This is a genomic window from Streptomyces sp. CNB091, assembly GCF_000377965.1.
This window is the reverse complement of record NZ_KB898994.1, coordinates 247,322-273,800: the sequence shown is the minus strand read 5'-3', so window position 1 is coordinate 273,800 and position 26,479 is coordinate 247,322. Positions and strand designations below refer to the sequence as shown.

The window sequence follows — 26,479 nt, the reverse complement described above, 5'->3', positions numbered from 1 at the left end:
CCTATCCTTTTGCAGGATTACGGGGGTCACCCGGTACTCTGGTCTGCGACGGTAGCCCTGGCACGGACGTGCTGGGCGTTGCCCTCGTTCGTTGTGGCCCGGGGCCTTAGCTCAGTTGGTAGAGCGCTGCCTTTGCAAGGCAGATGTCAGGAGTTCGAATCTCCTAGGCTCCACACTTTCAACACCCCCCTGAACTGCGGAAACGCGGTCAGGGGGGTGTTCTTGTGTCGATCTTTCGTGCTGACGTGTCAGCACGGTGGTGCTGACATAAGCCTCCGCGAGGCCGTGTTTGCGGGCCAGGGAAGGCCCTCCCCTCTCCTGGCGGATCCCCTGGGGCGCAGATCTCCTGGAGGCGGACTGGGTTGCGCTGGGCTTTCTGGTTTCCTACTCGTTTGACACAACGAGGCCATGTCATAAGTCTCGGTTGAGCTGGCTGCTATCCGGCCTTCGTGTGATCCCGGTCGGAGATGAGGAGGCGAAGGCGGCCTCGGCCCTGTTGATGGGCACCGGCCTGCATGGTCACAAGTACGCCATCGACGCGGCCGTGGCTGAGGCCGCACGGCGGCAGCAGCGTCCAGTGGTCATGTTGACATCCGACATCGACGAGATGACCAAGCTTTGCGGCGTCCGGGTCCTGCTCGTCGCTGTGTGAGGCGCGCACTGGGCAGTTGGGGAAGTACAAAGCGGGCCCTGAGTGGTGGAGTGGAGAGCATGCTCCTGCCGCCGATCCCGTACCTGGTCAGCCGCTGTGTGCCCACGCTCCATGGCTCACCCTGAAACGGTCTACCTGTACTTCGTGGACTGGAACACATGGGCAAGGCGGGGAGAGTGACATGGCCCGGGTGACTGGCAGCGGGCACTTTGCAGGCCCGAACCGATCCTCAAAAGAGACGGCGTCGGCCTGAGCCTCTACCGAGTCGTCCGCGAGCTCCAGATACTTCTCGCGACCTGGACCGGCGCCTGTCCCCCCTGTCACCGCGACATGCCAGACCCCGCCCCAACATGACCAAGCCCTACTAGGAGCGTGGGTCAGTAACGGACCAGTCGTCGGACAGGCCGAGGCGGTCCCGGAACGCGCGCCGCCCGGTGTCGGTGAGAGCGACGGCGCGGCTGGTGCCGATCTGAGTGATCCAGCCGGAGTCGAAGGCGTGACGGCATACGGCGGCACCGACGGTGCCGGCCAGGTGGGGGCGGCGTTCCGTCCAGTCCAGGCAGGAGCGGACAGGCGGACGCCGCTTGTCGGGCGGAAGGGGGATGCCGAGCTCGTCCAGCCAGGCGGTCCCGTTGCCGGTGAGCGTCAGCCCTTGCTCCCAGTCCAGTAGTCCCCGATCGGTCATGGCCGTGGTGATCGCGACCCCGAGGGCGCCGGCGAGGTGGTCGTAGCACGTGCGGGCGCGGGCCAGAGCCCGGCTGCGGTTGACAGCCGGCAGCGAGTGGGGCGGGGCCGCGCGTCGAGGAGCCATGGAGGCAAGGTTCTCGATCAGTTCCGCCGTGGCGGGGTCGGCCAGGCGAACGTAGCGATGGCGTCCCTGACGCTCCTGTGCCAGCAACCCTCCGGTGACAAGGAGGTTCAAGTGCTCGGTCGCAGTCGAGGCAGCCACCCCGACATGACGGGCCAACTCGATCGCGGTCCATGCCCGGCCGTCCAGCAGCGCAAGGCAGAACGCTGCGCGGGTGCTGTCCGCCAAAAGGCCGGCCAGGGCGGCCAGGTCCGGGCCCTCGACATGCGCGTCACGGCTCTTCATCATCGTCCATCATCCACCAGCGATCCTTCGGCGCGCGCCGAAGAGCCCCCGCCCTACCGTCGAATCCCATGAACACCATGACGCCGGGCAGCGCGCCGGCCGACACCTCGGCGGATCACGTGACCATCACGCCGAGCATCTTGTACTTCGGAACACCGGTCGTGCTGCTCTCCACTGAGAACGAGGACGGTTCCTTCAATCTTGCGCCGATGTCCTCGGCCTGGGCATTGGGTCAGGTGATCGTCCTGGGCGTGGGGGTCGAGGGGCAGACCGCGCACAATCTCCGCAGTCGACCCGAGCTCGTGATCAATCTGCCCGCGCCGACTCAGTGGCCGGCGGTGGAACAGCTCGCGCCCCTCACCGGGTGCACCCCCGTGCCGGTGCACAAGCGAGGTAGCTTCCGATTCGAGCGGGACAAGTTCGCGGCCGCGGGCCTGCGACCTGATCCCTCCGAGCTGGTCCGGCCGCCCCGGGTCGCCGAATGCCCCCTGCAACTGGAGGCCCGTGCCGCCCGGGTCCAGCCTGACGTCTCCGGCGGGTTCTTTATCGTCGAAGCCCATGTGCTCAAGGTTCACGCCGATCCGCGCATCGTCGTCCCCGGCTCTCAGCACGTCGACCCGGCCATGTGGAGCCCGCTGATCTACAACTTCCGCCACTACTACGGTCTTGGCCCCGAGCTCGGCCACAGCTTCCGTTCCCAGACACCCCGCTGAAGCTGCGGGTTCCGGTGATCTTTCAACCGCGTGGCTGGGGCCACTTCTCGCGGAGCCAGGCCAGATCGGTTTCGCCGCGGGCGCGGGCCGTCCGCTCGCGGGTGAACACCGCGTCCGTCTTGGTCAGGACCAGGGTGTACGGGCGTCCCTCGCGCCGGGTGCTGTGAGAAACGGGCAGGCCGGCCAGGTCGATACGGCTGTGGATGTGCTGGCGCTTGTCCTTCGCGAGCGGCCACTCCATGACCCGGCGGGTGCGGGAAGTGAGAAAGGCGTCCAGGTCGGGGCAGAGGTCGCAGCCGGAGCGGCAGGTACCGGCCGGGGCGAGGGACCAGTCGTCCGCAGCTCGTACGGGAAGGGCGACGGCTGCGGTCAGCCGGGCCTGACAGTGGTCGGCGAGCGACTGGAAGGCGCCGCCCGCAGGGGTGTCGTCGCGTACGGCCGCCGGGTGGCGTGGAGCGGCGCGCAGGGCCGGGAGCAGGCATTCCAGGGCGCTGTCCGGCAGCCCGCACAGGGTGGCGGTGATCGTGTCGGCGGTTCGGGGGCCGGCTGCTTGCACGATGTGGGCGAGTGTGGTGCCGAGCCGCTCCATGGCCGGACGGCGTTCCGGCTCCCGGTCTACGCCCAGCCAGCCGGTGAGCTGCTGCTCGGTCGCTTGCCAGGCCCCTTCGGCCAGCGGTGTGGCCACCGCTTCCCCGTCACCGTCGGCGCTCCGCAGAGCGGCACAGAGGCCGGGTAGGGATGCGAGCCATGCCGCGCGGTCGGCCCCGGTGTAGGCGCCGACCGGCCCGAACCAGCCGGCGACGGTCTCGCGTGCCCACGTTCGCCCGTACAGTGCGGCTGCTTTCGCGAGAGCGGGGGCGTGTCGGTCATTCAGGGTCTCCACCCCGAACGGCGTGAGGAGCATCGTGGCGGTGTCCGCTTCCCTCAGTCCCACCGCGAGGCCGAGGGCGGCGGCGAAGAGCTCGGCTGCCGCCGGGCCCGAGCCGTGGTGCTCCCAGATCGGGGCGAGCGACCGGGTGAGCGTACGGGCGAGTTCCAACTCCCCGTTGTCCAGGTGGCCTTGGAGCTCCCGCAGGGCTGCCTCGGAGCCCGCCTCGGCGCGTGCTGCGAACGAACGCCGGCGGGGCCAGAGCACCACTGCGGCCCGCCGGTACCAGCGGTCCAGGGTGTTGCCGTAGTTGCCCATGTAGCCCTCGTACTCGGACTGGTAGGGCGTGAGGTCCTTGTTCTCGGTGGTGGCGCACACCTCGGCGTACGGGACGGGCAGGGAGATCTGCTCTCCGCCGGTGCCGTCGGGGCGGGTCCACCAGCCGAGGGTGATCTCGTCGTCGATCAGGTCGTTCAGCTCGTAGTCGGAGAAGTCGCCGCTGCGGCGGCGCTCGGCTCCGGGCTCGCCGTCGGGGTCGAGGAGGCACTCGCCCTCGCACTCCTCGTCCTCGCAGCCGTCGAAGTGCTCGGTCTCGCCGTAGTAGTCGTAACGGTCGTAGGGCGGTACGGCGTCCCACGTCTCCTTCACCTCCGCCAGCGCGAGGACCGCTTCGCAGTCTGCCTGCCCGGCGGCCTGGCGGAGCAGGACGGCGCGGGTGGCGTCCACGCCCTTGAGGCGGTCCCAGTCCAATCCGCGCTGGGTGTACTCGTGGTCGAGGAGGTAGACGAGCCGGTTGGGCCGCGTGGCCTTGGTACGGCCGTAGCCGTAGCGGTCCTCGGCAGGCTGGGCGAAGTGCTCGCTCAGACAGTGGGCCAGGTCGGCCACCGGCCCGCTGCCTGCCGCGTCGGCCGGCCGGACGGGCTCGGCGAGAAGGTTCATGGTGAGGGTGATGCGGTACCCGGAGTTGACGGGCTTGACCTCGTGACGGCAGTCCGCGTAAAAGGCGGCGAAGGCCAGCCGCTCCCGGGACGCCTGGTACGTGACGCTGCGGCCGGCGTGTTCGACAACGAGTTCGCCGCCGGTGTGGTGCGAGGGCAGCGAGACGACGAGGCTGCCCACCATGGAGTCGTCCTTCTCGGAGTCCTGGTGCGGCAGGAAGAACTGCCCCTTGCCGTAGACAAGCAGCGCGTGCGGTTCGGCGCGCAGGACGGTGGTGGGCGGCAGGCCGAGCGCGGTACGAACCCCGCCGAGGACACCGCTCAGCGTGCGGTCCCAGTCGGGGCCGCCCAGGGTGAACCGGTCCGCAGTGATCTCCCAGGTGTCGCGCACGCCGGTGTCGGCCAGGGTCTGCTCACCGCGGCCGAAGCGGGCCTGCCGGGCCTGGGCGATCAGCTTCCTGGTGACCGGGGCGCGCAACGGCAGGGGCAGCTCGCCGACACCGTCGACCTCGATGCGCAGCGCCCGAGCGGGCATCTCGATGCGCGTACTGAAGTCCCCGTGCCGCTCCGAGCCGTCGAGCAGCTCCGCGAGTCGCTTCCGTGCCTCTTGCCCCATGGTGCATCCGTCTTCCCGCTCGGCGGCGTGTCGTTCCGGCCGTCCCGAAACCCTAGTGCTACAGGGAGGCCCTACACATGGGGTCGACAGGATGATCTTGACATTCGGGGAGTACGTGGGCAGGGGCGAGATCGACGGGGGCAGCCCACTCGCCCTGTCCGGCCGAAGCTGCCTTCAGGGGCGAGAGCACCGTCCGGTTTTCGTTGGCCTCGGCGGCAGCGATGCGCTCGAACCCTTCGGCCAGCATCTGGGTCCTCAGAGATGGTCACCACACACCTTCCGCGCCCAGTGCAGGCAGCGCAGGGCGGAACGGGGACGGCGTCGGTGATCTGGCTTCGGCTCACCGTGTTCTTGGCGAGCTACACGGGCGGGTGGCTGTGGCGACTGTGAGGGCATGCAGAGCAAACTGCTCTTTGCTCTGCTCTACAGTGTCCCGTCTCGTCCTGCTCCAGCGTCGCGCACCGTCGAGCGCCTGGGCCCCCGCCGGGTGCCGATCTCGTACGATCCGGGACCGGCGCGTTTCCTGCGGGGGCCGAGAGCCGGAGGTACCAGGCACACTTCATACGTAAACAGTCGAGCCACAAAAGGACTCAGGCATGATCACGTTGACGAAGGAAGACGGCCCGGCCGACCTGGGTGGGGTGACCCATCTGTCCATCGGGGCGTCCTGGGACCCCACCGTCGGGAGCAGCGGCGGCCTGATGGGGAAGCTCCGGCAGAAGGCCGGCACGGACCTTGACCTGATCGCCATCGCGCTGCAGGGCGGGGACCCGGTGCGGCTGGCGGGGCTGGACTCGCTGGACCCGCTGGGCAACGGCTCGCTGGTGCACAGCGGGGACAACCAGAGCGGGCACGGAGACGGTGACGACGAGACGGTGACCGTCGAGTTCGCCAAGATTCCTTCGAACATCACGGCGATCGTCTTCATCGCCGCCGCGTACAAGAAGCGCAGCGCGTTCAGCAACGCGCGCAACATCAGCTTCAAGGTGTACGACGCGACGGGCGGCAGCACGCAGCAGGTCGCCGACATCTGGCCGAGCATGCTCACCCAGGACAACGGCGTCGCCGTGGCCAAGGCGATCCGCGAGGGCGCCGGCTGGAAGCTCCAGGTGATCAACGAGACCGGGAAGATCAAGCAGGGCGACGAGCAGGCCCTGATGCGCTTCGCCGTGAGCCGGTAGTCGCCGGTGAGCGGGGCCCCGCCGCCGTCTTACGGCGGAGCGGGGCAGGGCGGGGACAGGAACGGATGAGCGGCTGCGACCGACCGCCAGGCGGTCGGCCGCAGCCGCTCATCCGTTCTCTCAGGTGGTGGCCCGGGGGCGCCCCGAGTCAGGGCCGGTCGTCGAGGCCCGGGGTGTCTCCCTCGCCCGACTCGGCTTCGGCCTGCTTGGCCTTGACCTCCGGGTCGAGGTCGGCCCGGTCGCTGCCGTCGACCGAGCTGAGCGGCGAACGCTCGTCGCCCACCTCGGTGGCGACGGGCGGCTCGACCAGCCAGTCCGGGTTGGCCTGCTTGTCCCACCAGCGCCAGGCGGCGTAGGCACCGCCGGCCAGGACGCCCAGCACCAGGAACCCCTTCGCGGCCCGGCCCGCCTTGGCCCGCCGCTGGTGCTTCCTGGCCAGCTTCTGGATCTCCTTGGCCGTCACCTGGGAGCGCAGCGCCGCGAGGGCGGCCGCGCTGCGGGCGGAAGCCTGCTCGGCGACGGGCAGGGCCACCGACCGGGCGTGCTCGACGCGGGGGGCGGTGTAGTCGGCGGCGCTCCGTGCGGCCTTGCGGGTGGAGACCGCGGCGCGGTGCGCGGCCTCGTCGACCCTCGGCGGCACGTGCGTACGGGCCTGTTCGAGGCGAGGTGCGAGGTGGGACGCGTACTGGACACGGGCCTGCCTGGCGGCCTTCGTCACCTTCGGCGCGAGTTGCGTACGAGCCTCGTGCGCGTAGTGGGCCGCCTGCTTCTTGGCTGTGTCGGCGTAAGGCGCCACCACTTCCGCGGCGTGCTGCGCGCTGTCCTTCGCCGAGTCGGTTGCGGCGCGCACGCTGTCGATGCGGGTCACGAGATCCTCCTCCTTGGTGGCGGGTAGGTACTCCGCCTGTCCGCCCAGTTCGAAATCATGCCTGTTGGGTCCATGCCCGGCATGCGGGACGGGCATCCGGGTCATGGTCGCCATTTGAGGTCAAAACGGTTCATGTGAAGTGTGCCGACGACAATGCCACGGTTCGCCGCCGAACGCGCCGTTTCACCCGGCATCCGGCCGCACATTTCCCGGTCCGTGGGAGGATCGGCGGACGTCAGCGATGGATGTGACGTCAGGTGAAGGACGAAGGAAGGCAGACCGTGGCCGAGCAGCTTTACGCCACCTTGAAGACCAATCGGGGCGACATCGAGATTCGGCTTCTGCCGAACCACGCCCCCAAGACGGTCCGGAACTTCGTCGAGCTGGCCACCGGGCAGCGCGAGTGGGTCAACCCGGAGACCGGGGAGAAATCCACGGACCGGCTGTACGACGGCACCGTCTTCCACCGCGTCATCAGCGGTTTCATGATCCAGGGCGGCGATCCGCTGGGCAACGGCACCGGCGGCCCCGGCTACAAGTTCGCCGACGAGTTCCACCCGGAGCTGGGCTTCACGCAGCCCTATCTGCTGGCCATGGCGAACGCGGGTCCGGGGACGAACGGGTCGCAGTTCTTCCTGACCGTGTCCCCCACCGCCTGGCTGACCGGCAAGCACACCATCTTCGGCGAGGTGTCCGGTGAGGCCGGCCGCAAGGTCGTCGACGCCATCGCGGCCGCCCCGACCAATCCGCGTACCGACCGTCCGCTGGAGGACGTGGTGATCGAGTCCGTGGTCGTCGAGACCCGTTGAGGACCGCTCCCGCCGGATACCCGCGCGGGAACCAACCGCCCCGCCCGTCCGTACTGATACATAGCGGACCAGCGGGGCGGCCCTGTTCGCGCCGCCGAGCGACGAGGACCGAGAGGCAGGCCAGGACCGATGGACCAGCAGCCGCCGGGGAACGGTGCCGCCACGGGAAGCGGGGCGCCGACGCCGACCTGCTACCGCCACCCCGACCGCGAGTCCGGCATCAGCTGTACGCGCTGCGAGCGGCCCATCTGCCCCGAGTGCATGGTCAGCGCCTCGGTCGGCTTCCAGTGCCCCGACTGCGTACGCCAGGGCTCGGGCACCGGGCACCACCCGGCGGCCAGTCGGCCGCGGACGCTGGCGGGCGGCTCGGTGGCCGCCGATCCGCGTTTGGTCACCAAGATCCTGCTCGGCGTCAATCTGGCCGTCTTCCTCCTGGTCTCCGTCCGCCCCGCGCTGGTGGGCGATTTGACGCTGCTCGGGCTGGCGTGGGACCCGAGCCCGCCGCCGGGATCCGTCGAGGGCGTCGCCGAGGGCCAGTGGTACCGCCTGGTGACCTCGATGTTCCTGCACCAGGAAGTGGTGCACATCGGGTTCAACATGCTGGGGCTGTGGTGGCTCGGCGGACAGCTGGAGGCCGCGCTCGGCCGGAGCCGCTACCTCGCGCTCTACCTGTTGTCCGGTCTCGCGGGCAGCGCGCTGACGTATCTGCTGGAAGCACCCAACCAGGGTTCGCTGGGGGCGTCCGGCGCGGTCTACGGTCTCTTCGGCGCCACCGCCGTACTGATGCGCCGGATGAACTACGACATGCGTCCGGTGCTCGTGCTGCTGGCGATCAACCTGTTCGTCACCTTCCGCTGGGACGGCATCGCCTGGGAGGCGCACATCGGCGGCCTGGTCGCGGGCCTCGCCATCGCCGTCGCCATGGTCCACGCCCCGCGCGAGCGGCGTACGGCCGTGCAGGTCGGCACCTGTGCGCTCGTCCTGCTGGTGACGGTCGGGATGATCGTCGCCCGCACGATGTCGCTCACCTGAGCGGAATGAGGCCCTCCACCCTCAAGCGAACCGAAGTTGTCCACAGTGTGCGCAGAATCTTGTGCATGGCAACAGGAACATGCGTTCCCCTCGTCGCTGAGCTGGGTCTTTCCTTCTGGGTAACGGGGTGCAGCCCCCCTCGATGAGGGAGGCTGCGGTCATACCGGCGTCAACATGAGTGGAGGTTATCCACAGATCGTCTGACCTTTTCCCCCGACTGTGGATAACTCTGTGGGTAACTCAGGGCAAGGCTTGCGCGGAGAGGTCCGTGGAGGAGCCCGTCACTTCCACTGCGTCGACACGGCGAAGCCGCCGGCGATGAAGCCGAAGCCGACCACGATGTTCCAGTTGCCCAGGGCGTCGACCGGAAGAGCACCCTCGGTCACGTAGAACACCACGATCCAGACCAGTCCGATGAGGAACAGGGCCAGCATCACCGGAGCGACCCAACTGCGGTTGGTCAGCTTGATGGACGTTGCCTGCTTCGCCGGGGGCGGCGTGAAGTCGGCCTTCTTGCGGATACGTGACTTCGGCACGAGGGACTCTCCTGTCGATGCGCTGCGTGACCGCGCAGGGATCTGTGGCGGGCGCCGGGGGCGGGTGCCAGGGGGAATGCTGCCTCCCCCGAGCGTCCGTTAGCGTAGTGCTTCTCTGGCGCCTGATGAGATAAGGGTACGTTGAGCAATTCCGCCGACTCCCCAGAAGGCCCGGCCCGGCGCACCTCCGCGTGGGCGGTCCGGGGCCTCACCGCTGCGGTTTTCGCCCTGGCCGGACTCATCTTCGTCACCAGCGCCAACACCGCCAAGGGCACCAATCTGCGCAGCGACTCCTCCCTGCTCAAGCTCTCCGACCTGATCAGGGAGCGCAGCGAGAACAACGGCGAGCTGAACGACGCGGTCGCCGGCGCCCGCGCGGACGTCGACGCCCTCGCCCAGCGCGACGACGGCTCCACCAAGGCCGAGGACGCCCGGCTGAAGGCCCTGGAGAAGGCGGCCGGCACCACGAGGATCAGCGGCGACTCCGTCAGCGTGACGCTCGACGACGCGCCCCCCGACGCCACCGCCAACCCCGGCTACCCCGAGCCCCAGCCCAACGACCTGGTCATCCACCAGCAGGACCTGCAGGCCGTGGTGAACGCGCTGTGGGAGGGCGGGGCGCGGGGAATCCAGGTGATGGACCAGCGGCTGATCTCCACCAGCGCCGTCCGCTGCGTGGGCAACACGCTCATCCTCCAGGGCCGCGTCTACTCCCCGCCGTACAAGGTCACCGCGGTCGGCGACCCGGGCAAGCTCAAGCGGGCGCTCAACGACTCCACCGCGATCCAGAACTACCTGCTGTACGTGAAGGCGTACGGGCTGGGCTGGAAAGTCGACGAGAACGAGGCGGTGACTCTTCCCGGGTACTCGGGCACAGTGGATCTGCACTACGCACAGCCTGTGGAGTGAGCCCGAGCCGATCCCCGGGGAGGCCGTCCGGTGTCGGTGCGCGTCGTCGTCAGAACCTTCAGCGAACTCTGCATCACCGTGGGTGCGCTGATCATCCTCTTCGTCGTCTACTTCCTGTTCTGGACAGGTGTGAAGGCGGCCGACGCGGCCGAGGGCGAGATCGATACCCTCCAAAGCCAGTGGGCCCAGGAGCCCGTGGCGCCGGCCCCGCCGCCCGCCTCCCGGGAGAAGCCCCCCTCGAAGACCCCGGCCCCGGACGCGAGCCCAGCCCCGTACCGCGCCGGAAAGCCCTTCGCGACGATGCACATCCCGCGCTTCGGCGCCGACTGGGAGTGGCCCGTCCTGGAGAACACCGCGGTCACCACCCTGCAGAAGGGGCTCGGGCACTACAGCGGAACGGCCCGCCCCGGCGACACGGGCAACTTCGCGGTGGCCGGGCACCGGCGCACGTACGGCGACCCCTTCAAGGACTTCTCGCGGCTGCGGCCCGGTGACGCGGTGGTCGTGAACGACGGCACGACCTGGTTCACGTACCGCGTCGCGAAGAAGCCGTACCGGACCGTGCCCACCGACACGGCCGTCGTCGACCCGGTGCCCCGCGGCTCCGGATTCGAGGACGCCGGACGCTATCTGACGCTCACGACGTGCGAGCCGGAATGGGGCAGCAGCCACCGGCTGATCGCCTGGGCGCATCTGGACGCCACGCGGCCGGTGAGCGACGGAAGGCCGCCGGAACTCTCCGGTTGACCGCGCTGGTCCACGCTTTTCCACAGCTGACCCCCTCCCCGGCCACGGCCCTCTAGTCTGGTGCGGGTACCGAATGGAGGGGTCAGCATGTACGGCTGGATCTGGCGGCATCTGCCGGGCAACGCATGGGTGCGGGGCGTCATCTCGCTCGTGCTGGTTCTGGCGGTCGTCTACGCGCTGTTCCAGTACGTGTTCCCCTGGGCGGAGCCGCTGCTCCCGTTCGGTGATGTGACCGTCGACGGCGAGAGCGCCGGTGGAGCAGGAGCAGACCAGTGAGCGCACGCGTCCTCGTCGTGGACAACTACGACAGCTTCGTCTTCAACCTCGTCCAGTACCTCTACCAGCTCGGTGCCGAGTGCGAGGTGCTCCGCAACGACGAGGTGACCCCCGCCCACGCGCAGGACGGCTTCGACGGGGTCCTGCTCTCCCCGGGCCCCGGAACGCCCGAGCAGGCAGGCGTCTGCGTCGAGATGGTGCGCCACTGCGCGGACACCGGCGTCCCGGTCTTCGGCGTCTGCCTGGGGATGCAGTCGATGGCGGTCGCGTACGGCGGCGTCGTCGACCGGGCCCCCGAGCTGCTGCACGGCAAGACCTCCCCCGTGACCCACGAGGGCAAGGGCGTCTTCGCCGGACTGCCGTCCCCCTTCACCGCGACGCGCTACCACTCGCTCGCCGCCGAACCCGGCGCGCTGCCCCCGGAGCTGGAGGTCACCGCCCGCACGGCGGACGGCATCATCATGGGGCTGCGCCACCGCGACCGGGCGGTGGAGGGCGTGCAGTTCCACCCCGAGTCGGTGCTCACCGAACACGGCCACCTGATGCTCGCCAACTGGCTGGAGCAGTGCGGAGACCAGGGGGCCGTCGCGCGGTCGGCGGGGCTCGCGCCGGTGGTGGGCAAGGCCGCCGCGTGACCGTAGGCCGCCCCGGGCACGAGGCCGGACCGGAGGGCCCTCACGCGCAGGGGGCGTACGGGGCCGACGGCGCGTTCGTGGCGGCGGTGGACGGCCTCGCGGATCCGCTCAGCGATCCGCTGCCCGGCGGGCACGGCTCGCCGTGGTTCCGGGCGGACAACATCCCGGGCGGGCCGGGGACGGGCGGCCCAGGGCCGGGTCCCGGGCCGGTGTCCGCACCAGGCCCCGGAGCGCCGGAGCCGGTGCCCGCGCCCGGGCTGGGACACGTACCGGATCCTGCGCTGGGACACGTACCGGATCCTGTGCTCGGACGCCTCCCGACGGCGGCGTCGCCGCACGAGGCCGGTTACACGGCTCACCAAGGGCCTCAGCAGCCCCAGGGAGCCCCGACCGAGTGGTATGACCCCGCCGGGTACCAACGCGACTGGTACGGGCCGCAGGAGCCGTCTGCGCGCACGGCTCCGGCCGAGGAGCGGGCCCCGGCCCCGGAGCTCCCCGCCGAACCGCGCACCGAAGTGATGGCCGCTGTCGTCGGGCCGCCCGCCGAGCCCCGCACCGAAGTCATCAGCCGCGTTCCGGCCGAGCCCCGTCCCGGGCCCGAGCCGGCCTCCCGCCCCGGGCCGCCTCCCTCCGGTGGGCGGGCCGAGCGGAGGCGGGCGGCCAAGGGGCGCGGCCGCCGGCGCCCGGAACCGGTCGTCGAACAGGCGGCCCCGGCCGCCCCGGCCGCCCCGATGTCCCGGATGGAGGCCCGGCGCGCGGCGAAGGCGGCCAAGGACAGCCCGGCGGTCGTCGCCAGCCGGGTGGTCGGCGAGGTGTTCATCTCGCTGGGCGTCCTGATGCTGCTGTTCGTCACCTACCAGCTCTGGTGGACCAACATCCGGGCCGAGCAGATCGCCGGCAAGGAGACGAACCGGATCCAGGACGAGTGGGCCAGAGGCGACCGGAAGCCCGGGGTGTTCGCACCCGGCCAGGGCTTCGCGATCATGCACATCCCCAAGCTGGACGTCGTCGTCCCGATCGCCGAGGGCATCGACAAGGAGAAGGTGCTCGACCGGGGGATGCTCGGCCATTACGGCGAAGGCAGGCTCAAGACCGCGATGCCCTCCGACAAGCAGGGCAACTTCTCCGTGGCCGGCCACCGCAACACCCACGGCGAGCCGTTCCGCTACATCAACAAGCTCGAACCCGGCGACCCGATCGTGGTCGAGACGCAGGACGCGTACTACACGTACGAGATGGCCAGCATCCTCCCGCAGACCGCGCCGTCCAACATCTCGGTGATCGAGCCGGTACCGGTGGGCTCCGGGTTCCGGGGCCCGGGCCGGTACCTCACGATGACGACCTGCACCCCGGAATTCACGAGTACCTACCGGCTGATCGTCTGGGGCAAGATGGTCGACGAACGGCCGCGCAGCCAGGGGAAGCCCGACGCGCTCGTCGGCTGAACATCCTCACGACAGGGACGGTGCGGTGGCAGCGAGGACCGAGCACGACGAGCGGGCCGACACGTCTCCCTCCCAGGTGGACGCGGGCCCGCGCCGACGAGGCCGCCACCCCGTCGCGACGGCCGTCAGCGTCTTCGGCGAACTGCTGATCACCGCGGGCCTGGTGCTCGCGCTGTTCGTCGCGTACTCCCTGTGGTGGACCAATGTGCTCGCCGACCGCGAGGCCGACAGACAGGGCGACACGGTCCGCAGCAGATGGGCGGACGGACCCGGCGCCCTGGACACCAAGGACGGCATCGGCTTCCTGCACGTGCCCGCCATGAAGAACGGCGAGATCCTGGTCAAGAAGGGCACCGACCCCGAGACCCTGAACAACGGCATCGCGGGCTACTACACGGACCCGGTCGAGTCGGGCCTCCCCTGGGACGACGAGGGCAACTTCACGCTGGCCGCGCACCGCGACGGGCACGGCGCGAAGTTCCACAACATCCACAAGATGAAGAACGGCGATCCGGTCGTCTTCGAGACCAAGGACACCTGGTACGTCTACAAGGTCTACAAGACGCTCCCCGAGACGTCGAAGTTCAACGTCGACGTGATCCAGCCGGTCCCGGAGGAGTCGGGCGTCAAGGAACCGGGCCGCTACATCACGTTGACGACCTGCACTCCGGTCTACACCTCGAAGTACCGGTACATCGTGTGGGGCGAGCTGGAGCGTACGGAGAAGGTCGACAAGGACCGCACCAAGCCGGTCGAACTGCGCTGAGCCGCCGAGCAACAGCCGCTCGCGCCCGGGCGCACGGGAAGGGCCCCGGTCACCGTCAAGGCGACCGGGGCCCTTCCCGTGTGCGGGCGGGGCGTGCGGTGGGTCAGTCGTCGCCCAGGCCTCCGATGAAGCCCCCGCCGTTCCCGCCGTTCCCGTTCCCGCCGTTCCCGCCGCCCTCGATGGTCACGAGGGTGACGGTGCTGCCCTTGTCCGCCGGGGTGGTCGGCGCCGGGCTGCTGGTGATCACCTTGGCGTTCGGCTTGTCGACCGAACCCTGGGAGAGCGCGACCACGAAGCCGAGCCCTTCGAGCTGGGCCTTCACGTCCTGGTACGGCCTGTTGCCGATGTCACCGGGGATCGCGACCTGCTCCGGCTGCGCCGGTCCCTTGGAGACCTTCAGGACGATCTGCGCGTCCTTGGCCTGCTTGCTCGGGCCCGTGGGCGTCTGCTCGATCACCTCTCCGGCCGGCTTCTCCGAGTCCACGTCGGTGCGCGAGATGTTGGTGAAGCCGATGCCCCGCAACTGCTGCTCCGCCGCCTCGTACGTGCGGGTCCGCATGTCCGGCAGGTCGAGAGACGCCTGGGTCGCCACGGTGATGGTGATCTCGGCCCCGTCCGCGGCCTTCGCGCCGCCCTTGGGGTCCTGCAGGATCACGGTGCCCTCGGTCTTCTCGGACTCCTCCGTGGTGACGTTGACCGTGAAGCCCTTCCTCTCCAGCTCCTCGCGGGCGCCGTCCTCGGACTTCTCCAGGACGTTGGGGACCTCGATCTTCGGCGCTCCGGCGGAGACGACGACCGTGACGGTGCCGTCCTTGTCCATCAGCGCGTCCGCCGCCGGGTCCTGCGAGCAGATCTCGCCCTTCTCCTGCTCCTCGCACGGCTCCTCGGCGCCGACCTTCACGGTGACGTCGGTTCTGGCCGCGAGTTTCTCCGCTTCCTGCACCGTGGAGCCCACCAGGTTCGGGGCGTTGATCTGGCCGTCGTCGCTGGTCGGGGAGAAGACCACCCGGCCGATCAGGATCGCGCCGATCAGCACCAGGATGCCCGCGACGACCAGCAGGATCGTCGAGGTGTTGCTCTTCTTCTGCTGGCGCCGACGGCCCTGGCGCTCGTCGTAGCCGTAGCCGCCGTCGTCCGGGTTGACCGGGGGCAGCATCGAGGTCTGCGCGTTGTTCGGGTCGGCCGGGCGCAGGGCGGCGGTGGGCTGGTCGGGGTGGTAACCGTCGTAACCCCCGTACCCCGCGGCGCCCATCGCCGCCGTGGCCGCGACCGGCTGGCCGTCGAGGCAGGCCTCGATGTCGGCGCGCATCTCGTCGGCGGACTGGTAGCGGTAGTCCGGGTCCTTGGTGAGCGCCTTCAACACGATCGCGTCCATCTCGGGCGTGATCTCGGGGTCGAAGTTGCTCGGCGGCTGCGGCTCCTCCCGGACGTGCTGGTAGGCCACCGCGACGGGCGAGTCCCCGACGAACGGGGGCCGCACGGCGAGCAGCTCGTACAGCAGGCAGCCGGTGGAGTACAGGTCGGAGCGCGCGTCGACCTGCTCGCCCTTGGCCTGCTCCGGGGAGAGGTACTGGGCGGTGCCGATGACCGCGGCGGTCTGCGTCATCGTCATCCCGGAGTCGCCCATGGCGCGGGCGATGCCGAAGTCCATGACCTTGACCTGGCCGGTGCGCGTCAGCATGACGTTCGCCGGTTTGATGTCGCGGTGGACGATCTGGGCACGGTGCGAGTACTCCAGGGCCTGGAGGATCCCGACCGTCATCTCCAGCGTGCGCTCGGGGAGCAGTCTGCGACCGGAGTGCAGGAGCTCCCTCAGCGTCGACCCGTCGACGTACTCCATCACGATGTACGGGATGGAGACCCCGTCGACGTAGTCCTCGCCGGTGTCGTACACGGCGACGATCGCGGGGTGGTTGAGCGAGGCGGCCGACTGGGCCTCTCGGCGGAACCGGGCCTGGAAGGACGGGTCGCGGGCCAGATCGGCCCGGAGCGTCTTCACAGCTACGGTGCGGCCGAGCCGGGTGTCGTGCGCGAGGTAGACCTCGGCCATGCCACCACGGCCGAGCACCGAGCCCAGCTCGTACCGGCCGCCGAGGCGACGCGGCTCTTCCATCTGTTCCAGCCCTCTCCGTCAGTCCCGACCGCACCCGTGTGTGGTCCGCGGCGGTGCGCTGTTCGCGCATACGCTACCGGGCACGGGTGACGTGATCAGCCCGCACCCGGCAGCCGATATCCGACCGGTATCCGATGTCCGGTATGACGGGCGGCCGCCGTGACAGGTCTCACTTCCTGCTGTCGATGACCGCTTTCATCACGTCGCGCGCGATGGGGGCGGCCAGCCCGCCGCCGGAGATGTCGTCCCGGTTGGCGTTGCCGTCCTCGACCACGACGGCGACGGCGACCGGTGAGCCGCTGTCGGTCTTCGCGTACGAGATGAACCAGGCGTACGGCTTCTCGCTGTTGTTCAGACCGTGCTGTGCCGTTCCGGTCTTGCCGCCCACTGTGACGCCGGGGATCCGCGCGTTGGTTCCCGTGCCGTCCTTGACGACGGTCTCCATCATCTGCTGGACCTTCTGGGCGTTCTCACCGGAGAGCGCGCGGCTGAGCTCTTCGGGCTCGTGGGTGTAGACCGGGTCCAGGTTAGGCGCCTGGCGCTCGGCGACCATGTACGGCTGCATCAGCTTGCCGTCGTTGGCGATCGCGGAGGCCACCATGGCCATCTGGAGCGGGGTGGTGCGGTTGGACGCCTGGCCGATGCCGGCCATCGCGTTCTGCGGCCTGTTGTCCTCGGGGTAGATGCTCGCGTCGGCGCGGACGGGCGTGAAGACTTCCTTGTTGAAGCCGAACTTGTCCGTCTGCTCGATCATCTTCTTGTTGCCGAGGTCGTCGCTCATCTTCCCGAAGACGGTGTTGCACGACACCCGCAGGGCCTCACGCAGCGTGGCGTTCTCGCAGGGGATGTCGCCCTCGTTCCGGAGCTGCGTGGTGGACTGCGGCAGCGTCCAGGGCAGCGGGGAGTCCGTCTTGGCGTCGATGTCGTCGTAGAGCCCGTTCTCCAGGGCGGCGGCGGCGGTGACGACCTTGAAGGTGGAGCCCGGGGGGTAGGTCTCGCGCAGGGCCCGGTTGAGCATCGGCTTGTCCTCGTCCTTGAGGAGCTTCTGCCGGTTGTCCGAGTCCTTGAGCGAGTTACCGGCGAAGACCGACGGGTCGTAGGACGGGGTGCTGGCGAGGGCGAGGATGGCGCCGCTCTTCGGGTCGAGGGCGACCACAGCGCCCTTCTTCTCGCCGAGCCCCTTGAAGGCGGCCTTCTGGGCGTCGCCGTTCAGCGTGGTGACGACGTTGCCGCCGCGCTTCTTCTCGCCGGTGAACATCGACAGCGTCCGGTCGAAGAACAGCTGGTCGTCGTTGCCCGTGAGGATGCCGTCCTCCAGGTTCTCCAGCTGCGAGGAGTCGAAGGCCTGCGAGGAGTAGCCGGTCACGGGGGCCCACAGGGGGCCGTCCTTCCAGACCCGCTTGTACCTGAAGTCGCCGTCCTCGGTCTCGGCGGAGCCGGTGATCGCCTTGCCGTCGACGATGATGTCGCCGCGCTCGTGGGCGTACCGCTCGATCTCGACGCGGCGGTTGTACTTGTGGCTGGTCAGCTCGTCGGCGCGGACGTACTGGAGCCAGTTGTCCCGGATGAGCAGGGCGAGCATCAGGAGACCGCAGAAGACCGCCACCCGGCGCAGGGGCTTGTTCACGGGCGGACCACCTGCGTCATCTCGGCGTCGGTGGAGGGCGCGGGCGCAGGGGCGGGACGGCGGGCGGTGTCGCTGATGCGGATCAGAATGCCGATCAGGGCCCAGTTGGCGATGACCGACGACCCGCCGGCCGCGAGGAACGGCATCGTCATACCGGTGAGCGGGATGAGGCCCATGACACCGCCGGCGACGACGAAGACCTGGATGGCGAAGGCGCCGGAGAGCCCGATGGCCAGCAGCTTGCCGAACGGGTCGCGGGCGGCGAGCGCGGTGCGCACACCGCGCTCGACGATCAGCCCGTACAGCAGGAGGAACGCCATCATTCCGGCGAGCCCGAGCTCCTCGCCCACGGTGGCGAGGATGAAGTCGGTGTTGGCGGCGAAGAGGATGAGGTCGGAGTTGCCCTGGCCGAGACCGGTCCCGAGCGTGCCGCCGGAGCCGAAGGCCATCAGTACCTGGGCCATCTGCTCACTGGCGGCATGGGTGCCCCAGCCGGCGAAGGGGTCGAGCCAGGCGGTGACCCGGTCCTGCACGTGCTTCTCGAAGGAGGCCACGCCGACCGCGCCCGCGGCCGACATGGTGAGGCCGAAGACGATCCAGCTGGTGCGCTCGGTCGCCACGTAGAGCATGACGACGAACATGCCGAAGAAGAGGAGCGAGGTGCCGAGGTCGGTCTCGAAGACGAGGATCAGGATCGACATCGCCCAGATGGCGAGGATCGGACCGAGGTCCCGCCCGCGGGGCAGGTACATGCCCATGAACCGGCGGCTGGCGAGGGCCAGGGCGTCGCGCTTCACCATCAGGTAGCCGGAGAAGAAGATCGTGATGACGATCTTCGCGAACTCGCCGGGCTGGATGGAGCCGATGCCGGGAATGGTGATCCAGATCCGCGCGCCGAACTGGGGCGGGAAGAACATCGGCAGGATCAGCAGGATGAGCGCGACCACCATGGAGATGTAGGTGTAGCGCTGGAGGATGCGGTGGTCCTTGAGCAGGAGCAGCACACCGATGAACAGGGCCACGCCCATCGCCGAGAAGATCAGCTGCTTGGAGGCGGCGGGCGCGAAGCTGGGGTGGGCGAGCAGCCGCTCCGACTGGTCGAGGCGCCAGATCAGTGCCAGGCCCAGGCCGTTCAGCAGGGTGGCCAGGGGCAGCAGCAGCGGATCGGCGTACTTGGCGAATCGGCGCACCACGAGGTGGGCGACGCCGCCGAGCAGGGCGAGCCCCGCTCCGTAGCCGAGCATGCCGGTGGGCAGTTCGCCGTTGAGGGCGAGGCCCACGTTGGCGTAGGCGAACACCGAGATGGCGACGGCGAAGACGACGAGTGCCAGCTCGGTGTTGCGGCGGCTCGGTGCGTCGATCGCGCCGATGGTGGTCGTGTTGGTGACAACGCTCATGGTGCTGAAGGCCCCCTACGGCTTACTGCTTACCGCACTGCGGTACCAGCTTCTTCTCTTCCTCCGAGAGGCTGGGGCCGGGAGTGGGAGCGGTGGTCGGCTTGGTCCCCTTGGCGGAGGACGTGGCGGAAGTCCTGGTGGCGGGGGCTCCGGCGGTGCCGCCGGCCTCGCCCTCGTCCGTACGGGCCCGGTTCTCGGCGTCGGCCGCGCGGCGCTGCGCGTCCTTCTTGCAGGCGGAGGCCTGGGCGGCGAGCTCGTCGACCTTCTCGCGGGCGTCGGTGATGTTGCCCTCGGCGATCGTCGCCTCCACCTGCTTGCGCTGGTACGGCGGCAGGTACTTGAGCTCGATCTCGGGGTGGTTCTTCGCGACCTTCGAGAGCGAGACCCAGGCGAGGTCCTGGCTGATGCCCTGGAACAGTGCGACGTTCTCGTCCTTGGCGCCGACGTAGTACTGCGTCTGCGTCCAGCGGTAGCCGCCGTACAGACCGCCGCCGATCACGGCCAGGGCCAGCACGATGTAGACGGAACGCTTCAGCCACTTGCGGCCGCCGCCCGGCTTGACGAAGTCCTCGTCCGTGTAGGCGTCGTAGGAGCCGTCCGGCATGGATCCGTAGGCGACGTCGCCGCTGCCGGGCGGGCCGAAGCCGCCGGCGGGCGGGGGCACGGGGCGGCCGAGGCCGGCGGCGCGGCCGGCGGGCGTCTGCATGGCCCCGCCGTCGCCGAGCTGGGCCTGGTTCTCCGCGACCGCGCCGACGACGACCGGGGTGTCGTTGAGCTGCCCGGCCAGGGTGTCGTTGCTGTCGACGTTCAGGACGTCGGCCACGATGCAGGTGATGTTGTCCGGGCCGCCGCCGCGCAGAGCGAGCTGGATCAGCTCCTGGATGGTCTCCTGCGGGCCCTGATAGCTGGCGAGGGTCTCTTCCATCGTCTGGTGCGAGACGACGCCGGAGAGGCCGTCCGAGCAGATCAGATAGCGGTCGCCGGCGCGGACCTCGCGGATGGAGAGGTCCGGTTCGACGTGGTCGCCGCTGCCCAGCGCCCGCATCAGCAGGGAGCGCTGCGGGTGGGTGGTGGCCTCTTCCTCGGTGATCCGGCCCTCGTCGACGAGGCGCTGCACCCAGGTGTGGTCCTGGGTGATCTGCGTCAGGACGCCGTCCCGCAGCAGATACGCGCGGGAGTCGCCGACGTGCACCAGGCCGAGGCGCTGACCGGTCCAGAGCAGGGCGGTGAGCGTGGTGCCCATGCCCTCCAGCTGGGGGTCCTCCTCGACCATGACGCGCAACTGGTCGTTGGCCTGCTGCACGGCCGTGCCGAGCGAGGTCAGGAGATCGGATCCCGGTACGTCGTCGTCGAGCGGGACGAGCGTGGAGATCACCTCGGAGCTGGCGACCTCTCCGGCCGCCTGACCGCCCATGCCGTCGGCGATGGCGAGGAGCCGGGGACCGGCATAGCCGGAGTCCTCGTTGCCCTCCCGGATCATGCCCTTGTGCGACCCGGCGGCGAAGCGCAGCGACAGACTCATGCGCACCTGCCCAGTCGACTCTGACTCGGGGTACAGCCTGTCTCGAGCCACACTGCCCACCCTCCGGTCGGGAACCGGGCAGCGTCCGCCGTCGGGACCGCCGCGGCTCGCTCGCTCCGCTCGCTCATTGTCGTACTACTTCCGCAGCTCGATGACGGTCTTGCCGATACGGATCGGCGCGCCCAGCGGAACTGGTGTCGGGGTGGTGAGCCGGGTCCGTTCCAGATACGTGCCGTTGGTGGACCCGAGATCCTCGACGATCCACTGACCGTCACGGTCCGGGTAGATCCTGGCATGCCTGCTGGACGCGTAGTCGTCGTCCAGCACGATCGTTGAATCGTGGGCCCGGCCCAGGGTGATGGTCTGCCCCTGGAGCGCGACCGTCGTGCCCGTGAGCGTGCCTTCGGACACGACCAGTTTGGTGGGTGCCCCGCGGCGCTGCCGCCCGGGCTGCTGGCGCTGCTGGGGCGGCGCCGCTTGTTGTTGTTGGCGGCCCTGTTGGGGGCGCGCGTCGGCGGCAGTGCGGCGTGAGCCGCGCTGCGTGACGCGCGTTCCGAACAGGTCGCTGCGGATGACCTGTACGGCCACGATGACGAACAGCCACAGAACAGCCAGGAAACCTAGCCGCATGACCGTCAGGGTCAGCTCTGACATTGCCCCCGCTTCACCCTTCGGCTTGCCGGTAAACGATGGTGGTGCTGCCCACGACGATCCGCGAGCCGTCGCGGAGCGTAGCGCGGGTGGTGTGCTGCCCGTCTACCACGATGCCGTTGGTAGACCCGAGATCCTGGATCGTCGAGGGCGTTCCGGTCCGGATCTCACAGTGCCGGCGCGATACGCCGGGGTCGTCGATCCGCACGTCGGCGTCGGTGGATCGTCCCATCACCAACGTCGGGCGGGAGATCTGATGGCGGGTGCCGTTGATCTCGATCCAGCGCCGTGTCCGGGCGTCCGGCAGGGGGCCGGGCGCGGCCGGCGGGCGCCGGTCGTTCGTGGGGGCCGAGGGCCGTCCGGCGCCGGGCGGCGGGGCCGCGGGCATCGGCGGAGCGGCGCTCGGGGGGTAGCCGTAGCCGCCGGGAGCCTGCGGGGCGGCGGGCCGCCCTGCCGCGGGCTGCTGGGGCTGGGCCGCCGGGTCCTGCTGTGACGAACTCGATGCCAGGGTGCGGCTGCGGACCCGGTAGAGCCCGGTGTCGAGGTCGTCGGCCTTCTCCAGGTGGACCTTGATCGGCCCCATGAAGGTGTAGCGCTGCTGCTTGGCGTAGTCGCGCACCAGGCCGGAGAGCTCGTCGCCCAGTTGACCGGAGTACGGGCTGAGCCGCTCGTAGTCGGGTGTGCTGAGCTCGACGATGAAGTCGTTGGGGACGACGGTCCGCTCACGGTTCCAGATCGTCGCGTTGTTGTCGCACTCCCGCTGGAGGGCGCCGGCGATCTCGACGGGCTGCACCTCGGACTTGAAGACCTTGGCGAAGGTGCCGTTGACCATCCCCTCGAGGCGCTGCTCGAAACGCTTCATGACCCCCATGGGGCACCTCCTCCGTTGTCATCGTCCCTGTACTGCTTACTGATCGTATCCACGCGTCGGGAAATCGGCTGGTTCCCCTTGTCTGGCCTGTGGATGAGTGTCACCCCTCACACGGATCGTAGAGGTGACCTCCTCACAGTGTCCCGCACTCGGGACGCACTCTGGAGGAGTGGGGGAGATGGTTCCGGGTTCCCGCTCCCCCTGCCGGGGGCGACGGAACAACGGATGTGATTCCACCCTGTCCACCGTGCTAATCTTCCGGATGTCGCCAGGAGCTCGCACCACACGGTGAGAGGGCCTGGAACACCACTTATGCGCGAGTGGCGGAACGGCAGACGCGCTGGCTTCAGGTGCCAGTGTCCTTAGGGACGTGGGGGTTCAAATCCCCCCTCGCGCACAACGAGGGCACGAAAGTGCCCAGCAGTACCGAAGAAGAGGTCGGCCCCGTGATCACGGGGCCGACCTTTTCGCTGTATCCGGCCTGGTCACCGGTCTGTGCATGCCTGGCGCCGGACATGTCCGGTCGCAGATCATGGGGGAGACCATGACAGGTCCCACGGTCGGCCCCCGGCCCGCCCCGAGGGGCCGCCCCATGCGCCGACGGGCGAGTCGTGACGCGTCGCCTCGACGAGGTGAGCCCAGCGAGCTCACCCCCGCGTGCGGGAAATGGCTGGTTGACACCTTTGCCGAGGTGGTTTCCGGCCCACCGGTGCTGCAACTCGCCGTCGGCTTCGGGCCCGTGACCAGGCCGGGGCGGCTGGACGTGATCCTCCGGCACGTCGAAGCAGCGATCGCCGATGGCGGGCGGGCTGTGGTCGGTGGCCCGGATTCCGTGCGACCCCTTATGCGCGTGGGCTGGTGGTACTCGCCGACGTGCTGGAGGACTCGGCCGCGGTGCGCGAGGAGACCTTCGGGCGACCCTGGTCGTCAACCGGGTCAGGGACGCGGCCGAGGGAGTGGACCGGGCCAGTCGCAGTGAACACGGGCTCGGCGGGGCGGTCTTCGCCGGGCGGGGCGGGGCCCGGCTGGCCAGGACGCTGGGCAGCGGGATGGCCAGGGTCAACGACGTGCTCATCTGCAGTTACGAGTGCACCTGGTGCCCGTCCTGCCGGGAGGGCTTCGCCGACGGGTGCCCCAACTGGCGCAGGCGCTGCGCGGCACGGACGGCATGGTGCCGGTGTCCGACGAAGGAATGCCGGTGCCGTCCGCGGATCGGATCGCCTGCGGAGGGAGGCACCAGGGCCAGCGAGAACGCCGCAACTTGAGACAGGGTTAAACGAGTCGTATCGTTCCGAGCTCGCGTGGATGAGCGGAGCTGTCCGACCTGAAACCTGTGGTACCAGGAGGAAAGACATGGGACAGAAGCGAACTCTCGGAGTGGTCGAGGACGCCACCGGGGTGCACCGGCGGGATCTGGACGCTCGTGAGCGCATGCTGGAAGCGGCGTGGAAGAACCTTGCCGAACTGGGCTACTCGAAGCTCACCGTGGGCGGCGTGGCCGCCGACGCGGGGGTGGGGAAGGCCACGCTCTACCGGTCCTGGTCCAACAAGGCCGCGCTGGTGCTGGACGTGATCCGCAGCCAACTGCACGACGTGCCCACGGACGACCTCGATGACAGCCGGCAGGAGATGCTCACACTGGTGAACGAGGCGATGCTCCGGTTCTACGGCTCGGGGCGGCTGCGTGCCGTGCTGCCGTCGCTGGTCGGGGACCTGTTCGACGACGAGGCGCTGCGCGAGGTGATGCGGGTGGAGATCCTGGAGACCCGTAAGCGGCAGTCCACCGTGGTGCTGGAACGGGCGGTGGCCCGCGGGGTGCTGCCCGAGGACACCGACCTCTCGCTGGTGCTGGACATGTGGGCCGGGACGATGCTGTTCCGGAGCCTGTTCGGCGCCGAGGCGGTGTCCGAGGAGGAAGTGGTGCGGCTGGTCGACGCCACGATCGTCTCCCCGCCGCGCAGGGCGGCCGAGGTGACGGACGGCGACGCACGGCGGGCAGACCCCTCCTGACGGAGGGGTGCGCCCCGCGGGACCCGGCGGTGGAAGCGGCTCACGGGGGGCTGTTCCGCGCGGGAGGAGTGCCCGCGGCCGCCGACAGCACCGTCGGCACATCGGCACATCGGCACATCGGGGCATACGGCCGCCCGCAGACGGAAGCCGGCCGATCGCACGCCGCCCGACCGTACGGAAGACCGGTACGGAAGACCCGTACGGAAGACCGTCGACCGTCCGCCCGGAAGCCAGGTCAGGGCAGAAGCGGGAGCAGCACGTCCTCGGGACGGAGTCCCATCCGCTCGATGGAGCGGTCCAGGTTGCGCAGCATGGCCTCACCGGACTTCGCTATGCCCTTGGGCTCTCCGGTCGGCCCGGAGGACCAGCTCCTCGACGGTGACGCTGCCGAGTTCCTGCGTGCCGGCGGAGCCCGTGGTCTCGGCGTCGGTGATCTTCAGGCGGGAGCGGCACCGGCCGGCGATGCGCCGACTCACCGACTCCTGCTGCCGGTGGTCGAGGAGCACGATCGAGGCACCGGCGGGCATGAGTGCGAGCAGCACGGTGACGTAGCCGGCCGAGTCGGCAGCTTCGAACGTGACCCGGCCCCGGTGAACCAGGCCGCTCCGACGGAGTTTCGCCGCGACGCCCAGTGCCCGGAGTTCGACGTCTTCGTAGGTTTCTTCTGCATGTGACGTGAAGATTTTCGGCATCACGGCATTCCAACTTTTTCGAGTGGGCGAAAACGGCCGCACAAGGTGCTGGGAGATGTGTGGAAGGTGGTGGGACGGGGTTACCGGCGGTGCCAGATTTCCGCAGCGCCCGGCAGATCCAGACAAGGTCGCTCACGATGTCGAGAAACATGGTGATGATCTTGGTCATCTCGTTCCCTCAAGGCCTCACTGCCGGTAAAGTCGCAGCTGGAGGATGTGTAGAACGAGACGACTCGTTCAGGGTAGGGTGCGGTGTGGTAGCTGTCAAGGAATTCATTGGTGTCGTACCGGTAATCGCAGGGAATTAGATAATTAGGGATGGTGGGCCATGGAAGCGCCTGGTGGAGACCGCCGTGAAGAAGGATCGAGAGGCAAGGGAGGAGGGGTTGTGAGACTCGGTTCCGGAGAATTGCGTGAACTCGGGTCGGTCGAAGGCCGCGGAATTTGGACTTCCGGGGAAGAGGACGGAAAACCTTTGGTCCTGGTACACGGAATCCGGCTCTCCGCCAGCATGTGGCGGCCGCATGCCCGCCGTATCGGGCCGGGCTACCGGATCGTCGCCTGCGACCTGCCGGGGCACGGCTCCCTGAGCGAACGGCGCTTCACTCTGGCCGGCGCGGTCGACCGGATCGGTGCCGCGGTCGCGCACGCGGCGTCGGGCGGTCGGCCCGTCGTTCTCGCGGGGATGTCTCTCGGTGGCTTCCCCTCACTCGCGTACGCCGTCCAACACCCCCGGACTCTCGGCGGGTTGCTGCTGAACAACTGCACCGCCCAGCCGCGCGGCACCGCGGTCGTCCTGTACCGGGCGGCCGGGCGGCTGGGCCGGTGGGCGGGGAAGGAGTGGGCGGACCGGATCGGCGCCGCGGCGCTGCGCAAGGCGCTGTCGGCGGAGAGCGCCGAGGCGGCGATCGCCGGCGGGCTGTCGATGCCCGGCTTCTTCGACGCGGCCCAGGACGTGCCCCGGCACGACTACCTGGCGATGGCCGGGAAGCTGACCCTGCCACTTCTGATCTCCAACGGGCGGAGCGACTGGCTGTTCCGCTCCGACGAGAACGCGTTCCTGGCCGCTGCCCGAACGGCCGACCCGCGGGCCCGGCTCGAGCATCTGCCGGGCTCCCACCTGCTGGCTCTGACCGATCCGGACGGCTTCACCGAAGTGCTGCGCAGGGCCTACCGGGAACTGGTCGGCTGAGGTGCGGGCCGCGGCGGTGCCGTACTGACGAGCGGTGTGGAGATCGGCACCGCGGAACGGATGCAGGCGGCCGACCAGTGGTCGCGCGAGACGCCGGACGACCGGCTGGACTACATGTTGCTCGGCGAGGCCGTCGGCTGACCGGAACACGCCCTGGGGGAGCCGGGGGTGAGGCACACCGGGGCGGCCTGCCGCGCGACGACTGTCGCAGGTCGTGACCACGCGTGCGCAGGGACACGAACGATTCTCGCTGGTCGCCGTCGGCGGCAGCGGCGTATTTCGGTCGTCCTGCGCGTCGGGGCCCACCCCTCGGTCCCGGG

The 26,479-nt window shown here is 69.5% G+C and carries 24 protein-coding genes, 2 tRNA genes and 1 pseudogene; 16 read left to right on the top strand and 11 right to left on the bottom strand.

The genetic code is table 11. The annotated features are described in order from the left end of the window. Positions 1-100: 100 nt before the first annotated feature. Together D581_RS0111140 and D581_RS0111135 are read left to right on the top strand one after the other, a co-directional pair. Positions 101-173: transfer RNA gene (locus D581_RS0111140), tRNA-Ala, on the top strand. A gap of 239 nt (positions 174-412) precedes the next feature. Next, positions 413-652 (top strand): annotated as a pseudogene (locus D581_RS0111135) (DNA-binding protein); the annotation flags it as partial. Between the two features lie 364 nt (positions 653-1,016). On the opposite strand, the gene D581_RS0111130 reads toward D581_RS0111135, so the two are convergent. Beyond that, positions 1,017-1,745, bottom strand: a complete 729-nt coding sequence (locus D581_RS0111130; protein WP_026290408.1) for an ArsR/SmtB family transcription factor — start codon at positions 1,743-1,745, stop codon at positions 1,017-1,019. A 68-nt stretch (positions 1,746-1,813) separates the two neighbouring features. On the opposite strand from D581_RS0111130, the gene D581_RS0111125 reads away from it, so the two are divergent. Then, positions 1,814-2,458, top strand: a complete 645-nt coding sequence (locus D581_RS0111125) for a flavin reductase family protein (RefSeq protein WP_020679193.1) — start codon at positions 1,814-1,816, stop codon at positions 2,456-2,458. A 22-nt stretch (positions 2,459-2,480) separates the two neighbouring features. Here D581_RS0111125 and D581_RS0111120 read toward each other — a convergent pair whose 3' ends face one another. Continuing rightward, positions 2,481-4,880 (bottom strand): 2OG-Fe(II) oxygenase, encoded by a 2,400-nt coding sequence (locus D581_RS0111120; RefSeq protein ID WP_018957305.1) that lies wholly within the window; start codon positions 4,878-4,880, stop codon positions 2,481-2,483. A gap of 596 nt (positions 4,881-5,476) precedes the next feature. On the opposite strand from D581_RS0111120, the gene D581_RS0111115 reads away from it, so the two are divergent. Beyond that, entirely contained in the window at positions 5,477-6,061 is a 585-nt protein-coding gene (locus tag D581_RS0111115; protein WP_018957304.1) for a TerD family protein, read from the top strand. A 148-nt stretch (positions 6,062-6,209) separates the two neighbouring features. Here D581_RS0111115 and D581_RS0111110 read toward each other — a convergent pair whose 3' ends face one another. Then, entirely contained in the window at positions 6,210-6,929 is a 720-nt protein-coding gene (locus D581_RS0111110; RefSeq protein ID WP_026290407.1) for a DUF5324 family protein, read from the bottom strand. Positions 6,930-7,210: 281 nt separating this feature from the next. On the opposite strand from D581_RS0111110, the gene D581_RS0111105 reads away from it, so the two are divergent. Next, positions 7,211-7,738, top strand: coding sequence for a peptidylprolyl isomerase (locus D581_RS0111105; protein ID WP_018957302.1), 528 nt, complete (start codon positions 7,211-7,213; stop codon positions 7,736-7,738). A 129-nt stretch (positions 7,739-7,867) separates the two neighbouring features. Continuing rightward, positions 7,868-8,770, top strand: a complete 903-nt coding sequence (locus D581_RS0111100; RefSeq protein WP_018957301.1) for a rhomboid family intramembrane serine protease — start codon at positions 7,868-7,870, stop codon at positions 8,768-8,770. A gap of 281 nt (positions 8,771-9,051) precedes the next feature. Here D581_RS0111100 and crgA read toward each other — a convergent pair whose 3' ends face one another. Then, positions 9,052-9,306, bottom strand: coding sequence for a cell division protein CrgA (gene crgA / locus D581_RS0111095; protein ID WP_018957300.1), 255 nt, complete (start codon positions 9,304-9,306; stop codon positions 9,052-9,054). A 141-nt stretch (positions 9,307-9,447) separates the two neighbouring features. On the opposite strand from crgA, the gene D581_RS0111090 reads away from it, so the two are divergent. From D581_RS0111090 to D581_RS0111065, 6 genes are all read left to right on the top strand, one after another. After that, on the top strand, positions 9,448-10,215 hold the full coding sequence (locus tag D581_RS0111090) for a DUF881 domain-containing protein (protein ID WP_018957299.1): 768 nt from the start codon (positions 9,448-9,450) through the stop codon (positions 10,213-10,215). A gap of 30 nt (positions 10,216-10,245) precedes the next feature. Then, complete coding sequence (locus D581_RS0111085) at positions 10,246-10,962, top strand: class E sortase (RefSeq protein WP_018957298.1); 717 nt, start codon at positions 10,246-10,248, stop codon at positions 10,960-10,962. An 87-nt stretch (positions 10,963-11,049) separates the two neighbouring features. Further along, positions 11,050-11,238, top strand: coding sequence for a hypothetical protein (locus D581_RS0111080; RefSeq protein WP_003967905.1), 189 nt, complete (start codon positions 11,050-11,052; stop codon positions 11,236-11,238). Beyond that, the gene (locus D581_RS0111075) at positions 11,235-11,873 is read left to right on the top strand and encodes an aminodeoxychorismate/anthranilate synthase component II (protein WP_018957297.1); all 639 of its coding nucleotides are present in this window, start codon (positions 11,235-11,237) and stop codon (positions 11,871-11,873) included. Before D581_RS0111080 ends, D581_RS0111075 begins: the two co-directional genes overlap by 4 nt. Continuing rightward, the gene (locus D581_RS0111070; RefSeq protein WP_020679192.1) at positions 11,870-13,318 is read left to right on the top strand and encodes a class E sortase; all 1,449 of its coding nucleotides are present in this window, start codon (positions 11,870-11,872) and stop codon (positions 13,316-13,318) included. Before D581_RS0111075 ends, D581_RS0111070 begins: the two co-directional genes overlap by 4 nt. A gap of 25 nt (positions 13,319-13,343) precedes the next feature. After that, positions 13,344-14,084 (top strand): class E sortase, encoded by a 741-nt coding sequence (locus D581_RS0111065; RefSeq protein WP_018957295.1) that lies wholly within the window; start codon positions 13,344-13,346, stop codon positions 14,082-14,084. 103 nt (positions 14,085-14,187) lie between these two features. On the opposite strand, the gene pknB is transcribed toward D581_RS0111065, so the two are convergent. The 6 genes from pknB to D581_RS0111035 all read right to left on the bottom strand — a co-directional run bounded on the left by pknB (position 14,188) and on the right by D581_RS0111035 (position 22,265). After that, positions 14,188-16,197 (bottom strand): Stk1 family PASTA domain-containing Ser/Thr kinase, encoded by a 2,010-nt coding sequence (pknB, locus tag D581_RS0111060; protein ID WP_018957294.1) that lies wholly within the window; start codon positions 16,195-16,197, stop codon positions 14,188-14,190. A gap of 169 nt (positions 16,198-16,366) precedes the next feature. Further along, complete coding sequence (locus D581_RS0111055; protein WP_018957293.1) at positions 16,367-17,824, bottom strand: penicillin-binding transpeptidase domain-containing protein; 1,458 nt, start codon at positions 17,822-17,824, stop codon at positions 16,367-16,369. After that, entirely contained in the window at positions 17,821-19,221 is a 1,401-nt protein-coding gene (locus D581_RS0111050) for an FtsW/RodA/SpoVE family cell cycle protein (RefSeq protein WP_018957292.1), read from the bottom strand. Before D581_RS0111050 ends, D581_RS0111055 begins: the two co-directional genes overlap by 4 nt. A gap of 22 nt (positions 19,222-19,243) precedes the next feature. Beyond that, positions 19,244-20,743, bottom strand: coding sequence for a protein phosphatase 2C domain-containing protein (locus D581_RS0111045; protein ID WP_018957291.1), 1,500 nt, complete (start codon positions 20,741-20,743; stop codon positions 19,244-19,246). Between the two features lie 135 nt (positions 20,744-20,878). Next, positions 20,879-21,397 (bottom strand): FHA domain-containing protein FhaB/FipA, encoded by a 519-nt coding sequence (locus tag D581_RS0111040; protein ID WP_003967913.1) that lies wholly within the window; start codon positions 21,395-21,397, stop codon positions 20,879-20,881. Between the two features lie 10 nt (positions 21,398-21,407). Continuing rightward, complete coding sequence (locus D581_RS0111035; RefSeq protein ID WP_018957290.1) at positions 21,408-22,265, bottom strand: FHA domain-containing protein; 858 nt, start codon at positions 22,263-22,265, stop codon at positions 21,408-21,410. A 314-nt stretch (positions 22,266-22,579) separates the two neighbouring features. Here D581_RS0111035 and D581_RS0111030 point away from each other — a divergent pair. The 3 genes from D581_RS0111030 (at position 22,580) to D581_RS0111025 (ending at position 24,275) form a co-directional block, all read left to right on the top strand. Continuing rightward, positions 22,580-22,662, top strand: a tRNA-Leu gene (locus tag D581_RS0111030). A 400-nt stretch (positions 22,663-23,062) separates the two neighbouring features. After that, positions 23,063-23,530, top strand: a complete 468-nt coding sequence (locus D581_RS1000000140675; RefSeq protein WP_106434376.1) for a DUF1272 domain-containing protein — start codon at positions 23,063-23,065, stop codon at positions 23,528-23,530. Between the two features lie 88 nt (positions 23,531-23,618). Then, on the top strand, positions 23,619-24,275 hold the full coding sequence (locus D581_RS0111025; RefSeq protein WP_158688596.1) for a TetR/AcrR family transcriptional regulator: 657 nt from the start codon (positions 23,619-23,621) through the stop codon (positions 24,273-24,275). 317 nt (positions 24,276-24,592) lie between these two features. On the opposite strand, the gene D581_RS0111020 is transcribed toward D581_RS0111025, so the two are convergent. Further along, the gene (locus tag D581_RS0111020) at positions 24,593-24,967 is read right to left on the bottom strand and encodes an AMP-binding protein (protein WP_026290406.1); all 375 of its coding nucleotides are present in this window, start codon (positions 24,965-24,967) and stop codon (positions 24,593-24,595) included. A 475-nt stretch (positions 24,968-25,442) separates the two neighbouring features. Between D581_RS0111020 and D581_RS0111015 the strand changes: the two genes are divergently transcribed. Continuing rightward, a complete protein-coding gene (locus D581_RS0111015) occupies positions 25,443-26,159 on the top strand; it encodes an alpha/beta fold hydrolase (protein WP_018957288.1) in 717 nt (238 codons plus the stop codon). The last annotated feature ends 320 nt before the right edge of the window (positions 26,160-26,479 follow it).